Source organism: Grimontia sp. NTOU-MAR1, from assembly GCF_035758505.1.
Classification (GTDB): Bacteria; Pseudomonadota; Gammaproteobacteria; order Enterobacterales; family Vibrionaceae; genus Enterovibrio; species Enterovibrio marinus.
This window is the reverse complement of the sequence record NZ_CP142108.1, coordinates 3,441,750-3,453,961: the sequence shown is the minus strand read 5'-3', so window position 1 is coordinate 3,453,961 and position 12,212 is coordinate 3,441,750. Positions and strand designations below refer to the sequence as shown.

General features: G+C 45.8%; 11 protein-coding genes. All 11 read right to left on the bottom strand.

What is annotated here, in order from left to right; translation table 11 throughout:
• Window positions 1–23: 23 nt before the first annotated feature.
• The 11 genes from VP504_RS16060 to VP504_RS16010 all read right to left on the bottom strand — a co-directional run bounded on the left by VP504_RS16060 (window position 24) and on the right by VP504_RS16010 (window position 12,212).
• Complete coding sequence (locus VP504_RS16060; protein ID WP_325892043.1) at window positions 24–1,391, bottom strand: phosphomannomutase CpsG; 1,368 nt, start codon at window positions 1,389–1,391, stop codon at window positions 24–26.
• A gap of 3 nt (window positions 1,392–1,394) precedes the next feature.
• Window positions 1,395–2,801 carry a mannose-1-phosphate guanylyltransferase/mannose-6-phosphate isomerase gene (locus tag VP504_RS16055; RefSeq protein ID WP_325892042.1) on the bottom strand — a complete coding sequence of 469 codons (1,407 nt, stop codon included), beginning with the start codon at window positions 2,799–2,801 and terminating at the stop codon, window positions 1,395–1,397.
• Window positions 2,798–3,292 carry a GDP-mannose mannosyl hydrolase gene (locus tag VP504_RS16050; protein ID WP_325892041.1) on the bottom strand — a complete coding sequence of 165 codons (495 nt, stop codon included), beginning with the start codon at window positions 3,290–3,292 and terminating at the stop codon, window positions 2,798–2,800. The genes VP504_RS16055 and VP504_RS16050 overlap by 4 nt, the downstream gene beginning before the upstream one ends.
• A gap of 10 nt (window positions 3,293–3,302) precedes the next feature.
• A complete protein-coding gene (locus VP504_RS16045; RefSeq protein WP_325892040.1) occupies window positions 3,303–4,469 on the bottom strand; it encodes a DegT/DnrJ/EryC1/StrS family aminotransferase in 1,167 nt (388 codons plus the stop codon).
• Window positions 4,469–5,389, bottom strand: a complete 921-nt coding sequence (locus tag VP504_RS16040) for a GDP-L-fucose synthase family protein (protein ID WP_325892039.1) — start codon at window positions 5,387–5,389, stop codon at window positions 4,469–4,471. The genes VP504_RS16045 and VP504_RS16040 overlap by 1 nt, the downstream gene beginning before the upstream one ends.
• Complete coding sequence (gene gmd, locus VP504_RS16035) at window positions 5,389–6,498, bottom strand: GDP-mannose 4,6-dehydratase (RefSeq protein WP_442788883.1); 1,110 nt, start codon at window positions 6,496–6,498, stop codon at window positions 5,389–5,391. Before gmd ends, VP504_RS16040 begins: the two co-directional genes overlap by 1 nt.
• 228 nt (window positions 6,499–6,726) lie before the next feature.
• Complete coding sequence (wecA, locus tag VP504_RS16030; protein WP_325894064.1) at window positions 6,727–7,818, bottom strand: UDP-N-acetylglucosamine--undecaprenyl-phosphate N-acetylglucosaminephosphotransferase; 1,092 nt, start codon at window positions 7,816–7,818, stop codon at window positions 6,727–6,729.
• 220 nt (window positions 7,819–8,038) lie between these two features.
• Window positions 8,039–8,884 carry an alpha-1,2-fucosyltransferase gene (locus VP504_RS16025; protein WP_325892038.1) on the bottom strand — a complete coding sequence of 282 codons (846 nt, stop codon included), beginning with the start codon at window positions 8,882–8,884 and terminating at the stop codon, window positions 8,039–8,041.
• Between the two features lie 99 nt (window positions 8,885–8,983).
• Window positions 8,984–10,216, bottom strand: coding sequence for a glycosyltransferase family 4 protein (locus tag VP504_RS16020; RefSeq protein ID WP_325892037.1), 1,233 nt, complete (start codon window positions 10,214–10,216; stop codon window positions 8,984–8,986).
• Window positions 10,213–11,343, bottom strand: coding sequence for a non-hydrolyzing UDP-N-acetylglucosamine 2-epimerase (gene wecB / locus VP504_RS16015; RefSeq protein ID WP_325892036.1), 1,131 nt, complete (start codon window positions 11,341–11,343; stop codon window positions 10,213–10,215). The genes VP504_RS16020 and wecB overlap by 4 nt, the downstream gene beginning before the upstream one ends.
• Window positions 11,340–12,212, bottom strand: a complete 873-nt coding sequence (locus VP504_RS16010) for a dTDP-4-dehydrorhamnose reductase family protein (RefSeq protein WP_325892035.1) — start codon at window positions 12,210–12,212, stop codon at window positions 11,340–11,342. Before VP504_RS16010 ends, wecB begins: the two co-directional genes overlap by 4 nt.

The following is a 12,212-nucleotide window of genomic DNA, read 5'->3' as shown; positions in this document are numbered from 1 at the left end:
CAATTTCTTCTTCGCAGTAAGATCTAGTCTGAACCAACAAACCTCAGCAGTTCTTCTAATTTTTCATCTTTTAGCACAGAGTCATTACGAGTTTCTATGTTCAAACGCAGAAGAGGTTCAGTATTGGACTTTCTCAAGTTGAATCGCCACGCCCCCATGTCCAAACCTATGCCATCTGTATAGTCAATACTCAGAGCTTGGTCACCGTATACACTTAGAACATTTCCTATCACTAAATCGGCATCTTTTACCTTACAATTGATCTCGCCTGAAGACACGTATTTGCTCATACGTGCAGAGACCACTTCGGAAAGTCGAGCTCTCTTCCGCGAAAGCAACTCAATCACAAGTATCCAAGGGATCATGCCTGAGTCACAATAACAGAAATCTCTAAAGTAGTGGTGAGCGCTCATTTCCCCGCCATAGACGGCATCCTGCTCTCGCATTTTCTCTTTAATAAATGCATGACCCGTTTTCGACATTACCGGCTTTCCACCAGCTTGCTCAACAATATCGATGGTGTTCCAATACAGACGAGGGTCGTAAATAATGGTCTCACTTGGGTGTTTCTTCAAGAACGCTTCAGCAAGTAATCCGACGATGTAATAACCTTCAATAAACTCGCCATTTTCATCAAAGAAAAAACAGCGGTCAAAGTCACCATCCCAAGCGATACCAAGATCTGCACCTGATTCAATAACCGCGTCGCGCGTGTCCGCACGGCAATCAGGTAGCAATGGATTGGGAATACCATTTGGAAAGCTGCCATCAGGTTCGTGGTTCACTTTGATGAACTCAATCGGAACATCCAGTGCCTTGAAGCGCGCTTCAAGCTCATCAATAACATGGCCTGCAGCACCGTTACCCGCGTTCACTACCAAGCGCATTGGCTTGAGCAATGTACAGTCGATATAGGTTAGAAGGTGATCAACGTATTCAGTGAGCAGAGATCGTTTGGTCAAGGTGCCGCGCTGGCTAACGTCTGGAAAACTGTTTTCTTCTGCCAGCGACTTTATCTCTGACAATCCAGAATCTTTGCTGATCGGCTTTGAGTTTTCTTTGACAAACTTCATGCCGTTGTAATTGATCGGGTTGTGGCTTGCTGTCACTTCTACGCCACCATCAACACCCAGGTACGTGGTCGCAAAATAGATTTCTTCTGTGCCTGTCATTCCCAGGTCGATGACATCTGCGCCTGCATCCATCAAGCCCTCGGCCAATGCCTGCTTGAGCTCTTCGGATGTCAGTCTGACGTCGCCGCCCACAACCACTTGCTTTGGTTTAAAATGCTCACCGTATGCGCGGCCAATGCGATAGGCAACGTCTTGGTTAAGTTCTTCACCAAGTTTTCCGCGCACATCGTACGCGGTGAAACAATTCATTTTCGCCATTTTTCAGTAACCCTGACCGTAATCTTCTACGCGCACGACATCATCATCATCCAGGTAGGTACCTGAACGCACTTCAATGAGTTCCAGCGCTACTTTGCCTGGGTTTTGCAGTGAGTGAGCGGCACCAATAGGTATATACGTCGACTCGTTTTCTGCCAACAAGTACTCTTTATCGCCGTTTTTAACCCGTGCGGTGCCTGATACCACGATCCAGTGCTCGGCACGGTTGTAGTGAATTTGTGTTGCCGTTTTTTCGCCCGGCTTCACTGTCACGCGTTTAACATGAAAGCGCTCGCCTTCCGCAATCGCGTCATGACTCCCCCACGGGCGATACACTTCGCGGTGTTGAAGGTGTTCGGTGCGCTTCGCTTTCTTGAGTTGATCAACGATATTTTTCACGTTCTGAACCTGATCTTTACAGGCAACCAATACGGCATCTTTGGTTTCTACAATGACCAGACGCTCAACGCCGACCGCTGCAATCAGTTTGTTTTGCGAGTAAACAAAGCTGTCTTCTGTCCCATCCAGCAACACATCACCTCGGATGGCATTGCCTTTTGCATCTTTGTTGCTCACATCCCAAAGCGCCGACCAAGAGCCAACATCGCTCCAGTCTGCATCCATCGGCACCACCAGCGCTTTGGATGTTTTTTCCATTACCGCATAATCAATGGAATCGTCTGGGCAATGTTCAAAGTACTCTTTGGATACACGTGTAAACTCAAGGTCTTTCTGCGCATGCTCAATGGCAGCGCGACAATTGTCGAGGATCTCGGGACAATGCGCAGCGATTTCTTCTAGGTAGCGCGATGCTTTGAACATGAACATGCCGCTATTCCAAAGATACTTGCCTGAGTTAAGGTACTCTTGTGCTGTCACACTGTCTGGTTTTTCCACAAATTCCAGCACTTCAAAAACACCCTGACCCGCGGCGTCCCCTTGCTTTATGTAACCGTAACCCGTTTCCGGAGAGGTAGGTACGATACCAAAGGTGACTAAGCTCCCCGATTCGGCAGGGTCTATGGCCTGTTTAACGGCGTTGATAAAGGCAATTTCATTTTGAATAACGTGATCAGCAGCAAGTACGAGTAGTGTTGGATCTTCTCCATCTTTAACCGCTTGTAGAGCCGCAAGTGCAATTGCAGGTGCAGTATTTCGGCCTATCGGCTCTAAGATAATGCCGCTGTGTTCAACGGCTTGCTGTCTTAACTGTTCAGCGACAATGAAACGATGATCTTCATTGCAAATAAACATCGGTGCCATGTGCTCAATGGTACCAAGACGCTTCACCGTTGACTGGAGCATGGTTCCAGATTCGGTCAGCGACAGAAATTGTTTCGGGTACAGTTTTCTTGAGAGTGGCCACAAGCGACTTCCAGAGCCTCCCGCCATGATGACTGGCAAAATCATTTCAGTTGTGTCCCTTGTAAAAAATATTGCTTTGTATGGTTGTGTACTCGCTCGGAAGCCATCAACTCTCCAAGCGTAAACCAGCGATAGTCAGAGTGCTGCTCTTTCGGGAGTGCATTAGGCTGCTCGGTCAGAGTCACTTCAAACGCTAACACAACGTAGTGTGTTGAACTGTTCTCACTGAACATGCTGTCTTGGTAAAAATGTTCAAAGAACCCTAACCGTTTCGCATCGTGCATCGAAAGGTCCAGGCTTAACTCGTTATTGGCGATTCTTGAAAAAGCATCGGATAACGATTCATCTTTCCTCACTCTTCCACCCGGTACAAACCAATGATCTTTGGCGGGCCTATTGGTTCGTTTTCCCAACAGGACTTTTTGCTTCGGATCTTTGATGACTAAATCGATGGAAACAAGAGGAGTATGCTGAATAACTGTGTTGAATGTTTCGTTATCTAAATACATAAAAATAAGAGGTGCACTTTCGTGCACCTTGTTTTAATTAGTTAGCGAGCGTTGTTTGGATTAATTGTGCTATTTCACTCAGCTCTTTTTCGATTCCATAGTGGTGGTTGCCGATAAACAAGCCACAATCAGAAAGCAGATCTGCATTGACCAGCTCACCATGCACTTCATAATCGAAGTACTTCACCACTTCATTGCGAACAAAGTTACCCGCAACGATTGGGCGACAATCGACGCCATTTTCAGCCAGCACCTTAATAAGCTCGTCGCGCTTCTCTTTACCTTTTTCAACGATCAGCGCAAAACCAAACCAGCTGCTGTCACCGGTTTCTTTTTGAATGCTCAGACCATCAATTTGGGAGAAGACTTCTTGGAATACTTTCGCGTTACTTCTACGGCCAGAAACAATCTCTGGCAACTTTCTTAGCTGCTCAATACCCAGCGCTCCCGACATGTCTAGCGGGCGAAGGTTATAGCCAGGCAGTACAAAGCGGAAAGATTCTTCAAATGCGTTATCTGACTTGGTGCAAACCTTGTTTTCTTTAGGCAGGTTACGTGTCCAGCCGTGCGCACGAACAGACAGCATGATGTGGTATAGCTCTTCATCATCAGTTACTGCCATACCGCCTTCCATTGTGGAAATGTGGTGGCTGAAGAAAGAACTGTATGTACCAATCAAGCCAAATGTACCCGCTTGCTTGCCGTTGATGGTTGCCCCCATTGACTCGCAGTTATCTTCAAGGACTGTGATGTCTTTACCTTGGATAAGGGTATTCAGCGCATCGTAGTCAATCGGGTTACCCAGCAGGTTCACTGCAAAGATCGCACGCGTTTTCTCAGAAATTGCCGCCTCAACTTGTAACAGATCGAGGTTTAGCGTTTCTTTGTCTACATCAACGAACTTGAGTTTCAAGCCGTACTGGTCAAGCGGATAATACGTTGTTGACCAAGACACCGCAGGCACAATGACTTCATCTCCTGGTTTCAGAGGAGATTCTTGCTTGTAGAACATTGCAGCCACAGCAAGGAGGTTCGCTGATGAGCCGGAGTTCACCATCACACAGTATTTGCTGCCCACAAACTCTGCAAACTCTTGCTCAAATTGAGCAACGTATTTGCCCATGCTGAACATGCCACTATCAATTACGGTTTGCAGTGCTTGGTATTCTTTTTCATCCCAAGTCGTGGTCGCCAATGGAAGCATTATCTCACCTCACGTAAGTAAAATTCATAGGTTTTCTCAATTCCCTCTATCAGCGATGTTTTAGGGGACCAACCTAGTTGTGTCTGTTTTGATATATCAACTAACTTCTGCTTCATGCCAGCTGGTTTGGAAAGGTCATTGTAGAATGTTCCTTCGTAGCCAATGACTTTTGCAATCGCCTGATAGAATTCGTTAATTGAGTGATCGGTTCCCAAACCAACGTTTACGCTGGATGGAACCTCTTCAAATTTGTCTAACGAGAACAGAATAAAGTCGGCAAGGTCTTCAGCAAACATGAACTCTCTGCGCGCCAGTCCATCACCCCAAATATCAACGGTATCTGTACCCGATTGCTTTGCGCTGTCAATTTTACGGATTACGGCAGGGATCATATGGGACTTTTCTGGGTCAAATTTATCCCAGTAACCGTAGAGGTTACATGGGATGTAAGTCTTGTATTCGACACCATATTGCTGGGAAAGATAGCTCGCCAGTCTCGCTACTGCCACTTTGGCAACGGCATAGCCCTCGTTTGTAGGCTCAAGCTCGCCGGTTAAGACGCTTTCTTCTTTCAACGGGTTTTCAGCGGCTCGCGGGTACATGCAAGAGCTACCAAGATTGATAAGCTTTTTCACGCCCGCATCATAAGACCCTTGAATCACGTTCATTCCGATTTGGAGATTTTGGAAACAAAAGTCATATGGCTCTGCAACATTTGCCTGAATACCGCCCACCAAGCCTGCACAATGGATAACAAGGTCAGGCTTAGATTGAGAAATATAGTCAGTAACGGCTGCCAGATTTGACAAATCTAGCGCTTGGCGACCCGGTGCATCTACTTCGAAGCCTTTTTGCTTGGCGAGCGCGATAATATTGCGCCCCACCATGCCAGCCCCACCGGTGAGAAAAATCTTCATCATTAGCTCTCTTTAGAAATGGCGACATCGAAACCATGCGCTTTCAGTAACGCGTGTTGTTTCGCTTTATCAATGTCAGATGCAACCATTTCTGCACACATTTCTTCTACTGTGATTTCTGGTACCCAACCCAGCTTTTCTTTTGCTTTGGTTGGGTCACCCAGCAAAGTTTCTACTTCTGCTGGGCGGAAGTATTTCGGATTGACGCGAACAACAATGTCCCCAACTGCGACTGACGGCGCTTTGTTTGAATCAACCGCTGTTACCGTTGCGATCTCATTGATGCCTTCACCTGAGAAAGTCAGCTCAATACCGGCTTCTTTCGCAGACATGCTGACAAACTCACGCACAGAGATTTGTTTGCCCGTTGCGATAACAAAATCATCCGCCTGCTCTTGCTGGAGCATCATCCATTGCATGCGAACGTAGTCTTTAGCATGACCCCAGTCGCGCAGCGCATCCATGTTGCCAAGGTACAGACAATCTTCCAGACCTTGTGAAATGTTAGCAATAGTGCGCGTGATTTTACGCGTAACGAAGGTTTCACCACGACGTGGAGACTCATGGTTAAACAGAATGCCGTTACACGCATACATACCGTACGACTCGCGATAGTTGACTGTTATCCAGTACGCGTACATCTTCGCTACAGCATAAGGCGAACGTGGGTGAAACGGTGTGGTTTCTCGCTGAGGGATCTCTTTTACTTCGCCATATAGTTCTGACGTTGATGCCTGGTAGAAACGGGTTTTCTTTTCCAGACCATTAATACGAATCGCTTCGAGCAGACGAATCGTACCTAGAGCATCAACATCTGCTGCATATTCAGGGGACTCGAAGGACACCGCCACATGAGACATCGCGCCAAGGTTGTAGACTTCATCTGGCTGGATTTCTTTTACCAATCGGATCAGATTAGAGGTGTCCGTCAGATCGCCGTAATGAAGGTGAATGTTGCTTCCTGAGTTTACAAGTGCGTCTATTCGCTCTGTATTGAAAGATGACGCTCGACGGATAATACCGTGAACCTCATATCCTTTCTCTAGGAGAAATTCAGCAAGGTATGAACCGTCCTGTCCGGTAATACCTGTAATCAGTGCCTTCATAGTCATTTTCTAGTTCCTGAATTTGTTTACCGCGACATTATCATGATTTATGGACGCGTTTTGTAGTCTGTTTGCGCTCATTTCAAACGACAGCGCTTCAGTCAGCCGCCGCTCTATCAATAAAACGTATTAATGCGCATCCGAAGAGCCTCGAATGCGCAAAACGTGAGGGAGTTCCTCTTTAGGTTTCCCCCATTCAAGCGCGATATAACGGGGGTCGCAAGCAAGGTGGGATTAGCCCTCAGGCTGTTTGCTTGCTATTTTTCGGTGTTGAGAGAGCTTTGCTCTCACGAAGCTGGTGATTCGCCATACGTATGCCAACAGCAGTGCATAGACAAAAAACATCGCGATAAAGCCAAAAAACATCGTTGCTTCCGGAATACCCGATACTTCACCGTAAATCCCAAAACTTGCCAAGCCCGTCGCGACCAAGCAAATTACGATCAGGGTTTGTTGTGACGTAAGCCCTAAGCGCTGAAAAATATGATGGAGGTGCTCTCGATCAGGCTTGAATGGCGAGTCTCCACGACGGATACGGCGAATCATAATGGCGGCCATGTCCATAAGTGGTAAGGCAATCAACCAAAGTGCTGTGACGGGTCTTAACGGCGGATTAGTGCCATTCTGACTGGATAGCAACAAAAACCAAATGACCGTGAAGCCAATTAACATGCTTCCAGCATCGCCCATAAAGACTTTATATTTACGACCAAACGCACCGAGGTTCAGCAGGATATAAGGCAACAATACGGCGATAAGCACCACACATAGATACGCCAGTGAATCTTGGCCATCATGTAATAGCAATAACGCCAGTCCACCAAATGTTACGATGGAAAGCCCGCCAAGCAGTCCGTCAATGCCATCAACCATATTGAACGCGTTGATAGCACCAACAACAGCCAATATCGTGACGACGTATCCAAACCATCCCAGTACCACGTCACCAAAGCCGAACATGTTACCCAGCGTGTTGAGCTCGATCCCCCCCAGCAACATCATCGCGACTGACAGTGCTGCTTGTACGACAAAACGCAGTTTGAAGCTCAGGTCAAATTTGTCATCCAAGGTCCCCACGATAACAAGCAAAGCGACACAGACGCCGTACAGTTCGGAGTGAGGGATAATGTCTCGATTATTAAACAAAAAATAAAGGAGAGATATGCATATTGAGATGCCACCAACGAGCGGAACTGCACCATTATGGCATTTTCTGGCATTTGGCTTGTCAACAAGCCCAATAGCTTGGGCAACTTTCCGCATTAAAAACAATGTAGCAAGCGAGAAAAAAAACAAAAATGCCAGATCGATAAATTGAAAAAGCACCATACTACCTTTCTGTATGTTGTGCGGCTGACTCGCTTAAAGCGATCCTATGTCTTTTTGCTTATGTTGCATAGGAAACAGAAACTGGCATTTTTATGCATTGCTCAGAGTTCAGCCTAAAATAATCGACAGTTAAATCTTATTCACGAAGTTTATATGCGCATTTTTCTGTTTTTCAGTAAACCAGATGGCTGCAACATCAAACGAACGCCCAAAGGCTTTATAACTCAGTCCATTCATCAAGCGCCCATCTAAAGTTCTGGGGGTTAACCTTCATCCATACTTTCGGCGCGACCACAATTCTTTCGGGGTTATTATTTAGCCAAGCCCCCCACCAACTGAATGTACTGTTAGCAATGATATTGTGCTTACAGCTACTCATTATTGTGAGATCGTCTAATTCATCTACTGTTGAATTCACAAAGTGACAGTTTTCGATAAAGTTGAGGTGCTCTGTACACCATTCAATATCATCAGAAAACACATAAAACTCAGGAGATTCAACGTGACTCATTATGTGCTCGACTGCTCTTTTATAGTAGTCGATTTCAAGGACACCAACGTCCGGATGCTTAAGAAAATCACCCCGGCGAACGTGAATACTCACACTTTGTGAACTCGCTATGCGCTCTCGAAGTTCTGTTGCACCTTTTGAAAGCTCTCCTTTGACCGTGAACTCTTTCAATATTTGCTCACGAACGGGTTCGAAGTAGTTTCCATTGTGCCAGTAACCGTCTAGATACGCGTTTTTCAACTCAAATAACGAACTGTCGTACTGTGTATGATTTTTTTCTGTCTGAAACTTTCTCAACAAAGATGGGCAAAAGCGTCTAATTGCCTTGTAGAAATAGCTGTCTGAGCCGATGTATTTCTCAATTTCACTTTTTGTGGCTACTTTTTCGGCAATATTAAAGCAGTTCAATCTGTAGCCGTTGTGAAGCTGGTAGGTCTCAAACCCTTGCAGGTCTAGCTTAACCTCTGTGTTCGTCTGAAGCTCGATTGAGCGCGCAAGCGCGTACTGAAACATTTGGTTTCCGAGTCCACCAATTATTTTTACGATGATCATTTGTCAACGTTTCCTTTTCGAATCTTGTATTTACTTTGTGCAGCAGCAAAACGTCAAAATTCGTTGCGCGCTAACCCGTCGCGCAACGTTGAGCTTTCCTCAAACTTGTTGGACTGAAAGCTGACGATAATCCCTTTCAAGCTCGGTGATGATGCTCTGTGCAATGGTTTCAACTGAAAACTCTTTGCACAATAGCTCGTACCCCGACTGCCCAACGTTGCTGCGAACGGCTTCAGAGGACAGCAATTCAAGCGCGTGATTTAACAACGCCTCATCTTCTCCGTTAACGGTAATCATTCCCGCGTTGTTCGCGTTAACAATATCCATCAAGTCATTTCCGGGATTGACACTCCCCAGAATGGGAAGCGACTGAACCATATAACCAAGAAGCTTTCCTGGGAAGTTATGCGCTGTATGATTTTTCGCTAACGAGAATAAACCAACATCGACTTCCGATAAGATTCGCTTAAACGTATCTTGGTCAACCGCGGGTAAATACGTGAAGTTGGAAAGATGCCACTCTTTCGCTAAACCTTGGATAAGTTCTACCTCATCACCTTGACCGATAAACAGAAAGTGAGCTTTCGGGTGTTCACTCATGTTCTTTGCCAAGCGCATAAGATTAGCCATATCTTGCGCATGACCAATGTTCCCACCATAAAAGTAGATAACTTTGTCGTTGAGGTTCAGCTTCTCTCTTATTGACTCATCTTCCGTATTTCGACGCCAAGGCTGCAAACTTGCCCAGTTTCTCAATATCTGGGTAGGATAGGCTTCACCATTCAAACGCATGAACACGTCTTCATTTCGCTCTGACATCAAACCAATTGAATCAGCCTGACGGTAAGAAAGCAGTTCGAAGAATCGAAAGTACTTGGCGATCGGAGAGCCAGCTTTGATCAGCTTTTGATCTATCGCCCATTGTGGAAATAAGTCACGAAGAACCAAGTACGCTGAGCATCCACACCTTTTCTTGATATTCTTGACTAAGGTGCCAAAGAAGATAGATGGCGAGTAGTAAACAACGCCATCAAAGGTATCGCTGTTGAGCTCGCCTTTGATCGCCGACCATGCTCGGTAGGACATCAAGGTTTCATTGATTGCTCTTTTTACTTTTCCAGCATCTTTCATTTGCCCACTGGAAAATCGCCAGACGTTAACACCGTCCAGCGTTTCTTTGACCAGCTTCTCTGACTGCCCTGCTGCAGGCGTGATGACAGTGACCTCATGTCCCATCGCAACATATTGGCATGCCAACTCATGGAACATTTTGGCTGCAACACGAGTGCTGCTAGGCAAGTAATCATCAATGATTAGGGCTAAGCGTTTCACGGCTTCTTCCAAGTCACATTATTTACATAGTCTATGTAGCTAATGATGGTGCGAATAACCTTATCAGAGACATTTGGGGCAATGTAGTCGGCAACTTTACGGATCAAACGCTGTTCACCTCTCGGTTGGACCTCGAGGATATCAATAGCTTGAAGAATTCTTTCCAGACTCATACCCGTGAACATGACTGCGCCCTCTTCAAAGCCTTCCGGCCTTTCTTGTGCCTCACGGATATTAATGGCAGGGAAGTTCATGATTGAAGATTCTTCTGTGATAGTTCCGCTATCACTCAGTACCACTTTTGCTTCTGTTTGCAGCTTCACATAGTCGGTAAAGCCTAGCGGCTTCATCAACTTCACTCGCTCATCGAATTCAAGGTTAAGCAATTCGATTTTCTTGCGAGTTCGTGGGTGAGTAGAAACAATGATTGGGTAATCGTATTTCTCCGCCAGTGTATTGAGTACATTCACGTAGTCGCGAATATTCTTGTCAGAATCAACATTCTCTTCACGGTGAACACTTACTACAAAGAACTTCTGACTGGTAAGAGACAATCTTTCCAATACATCGGAGTGCGCGATTTTTTCAGCGTAGTGCGCCAACACTTCATCCATCGGACTCCCCGTTTTAACGATAAAGTCCGGGCGGAGACCTTCTTTCAGCAGGTACTCTCTTGCGATATCACTGTATGGCATGTTGACATCAGAGATATGGTCGACAATTTTCCTGTTGATCTCTTCTGGTACGCGAAGGTCAAAGCAGCGATTGCCTGCTTCCATGTGGAAAATAGGAATCTTTCTTCTTTTCGCCGAAATTGCAGAAAGCGCGCTATTGGTATCACCCAGAATGAGAAGCGCTTCTGGCTCGAGCTCTGCGAACAATTCATCTGATTTTGCAATGACCTGCGCGATTGTTTCTGCTGCCGTACTGCCAGCACACTCAAGAAAATGATCCGGAGCACGAATACCAAGATCTTCAAAGAAAATCTGATTCAGCTCATAGTCGTAATTTTGTCCGGTATGCACCAACGTATGATCACAATGTGCGTCCAGCTTTTCGATGACACGTGATAGTCGAATAATTTCCGGGCGTGTGCCAACAATGGTTATTACTTTTAGTTTTTTCATCGCACATACCTTTTCTTAAAGTCAGAATGCATAAAGTTGATCAGCTCAGGCCAAGTTGGTGGCGTAAAGTCGATTTGCTTTCTCAGCTCATCTGAATTGAGTGAACGATCAATGACAAAAGACGCATTCTCAGTGATTTCAGTTCCTTTGCCATATACCTCGTTGACTTGCTTTAGCAGAGAGAATTTATCAATCGGTTCAACAGACAAGTGGTACATACCCGCCAGCTCTTTGTTAGGCAGGATTTTTTCCGCTAGTAGCTTCGCGACGTAACAGGTAGGCAACCCAGAGAAGACTGCCTTGGAAAATCCGGACACGCCTTGCTCTTGACTTAAAAACCAGTCAATCAGACTCACTGATGAGTTGAGTTCATGACCAATGATCGAGGTTCTCAACGTCAGGTGTTTACCATAGGAGACTTCTCCCAGCCGCTTTGAACTTCCGTATAGATCAACGGCATCTGGCAGGTCGTCTTCAACATACAACCCCTTTTGACCACTGAAGACACAATCAGTCGAAAAGTGGATAAGCTTGGCATTATGGCTCTCACATATGGCAGCAAGTTGGTGAGGTAATAGTGCGTTAACCTGAACAGACGCCACGTGGCCCTTAGCAATGTCATACTGCTTGATCAGCCCGATGCAGTTGATCACCACATCTGGTTTCGTTTCATGCATGACTTGCTCAAGACGAGACAGATTCTCTATATCAACGTCATTGAACAACTTGCCGCTCAGCTCAGTAAAAAATGCTTCTTTACCTTCTATTGAACGAACGGTGCCGAAAACGTCCAGATGTTCATATTCCGAGAGGTTCGAAAACAAGCTGTAGCCGAGCATGCCAGATGCTCCGATAATCAAAACTTTCAT

Bases quoted from the DNA above. Each gene is read 5' to 3' on its own strand.
- VP504_RS16040 (WP_325892039.1), bottom strand. From the start codon at position 5,389: ATGATGAAGATTTTTCTCACCGGTGGGGCTGGCATGGTGGGGCGCAAT.
- VP504_RS16045 (WP_325892040.1), bottom strand. From the start codon at position 4,469: ATGCTTCCATTGGCGACCACGACTTGGGATGAAAAAGAATACCAAGCA.
- VP504_RS16055 (WP_325892042.1), bottom strand. From the start codon at position 2,801: ATGATTTTGCCAGTCATCATGGCGGGAGGCTCTGGAAGTCGCTTGTGG.
- wecB (WP_325892036.1), bottom strand. From the start codon at position 11,343: ATGAAAAAACTAAAAGTAATAACCATTGTTGGCACACGCCCGGAAATT.
- VP504_RS16060 (WP_325892043.1), bottom strand. From the start codon at position 1,391: ATGGCGAAAATGAATTGTTTCACCGCGTACGATGTGCGCGGAAAACTT.
- VP504_RS16010 (WP_325892035.1), bottom strand. From the start codon at position 12,212: ATGAAAGTTTTGATTATCGGAGCATCTGGCATGCTCGGCTACAGCTTG.
- VP504_RS16025 (WP_325892038.1), bottom strand. From the start codon at position 8,884: ATGATCATCGTAAAAATAATTGGTGGACTCGGAAACCAAATGTTTCAG.
- gmd (WP_442788883.1), bottom strand. From the start codon at position 6,498: ATGACTATGAAGGCACTGATTACAGGTATTACCGGACAGGACGGTTCA.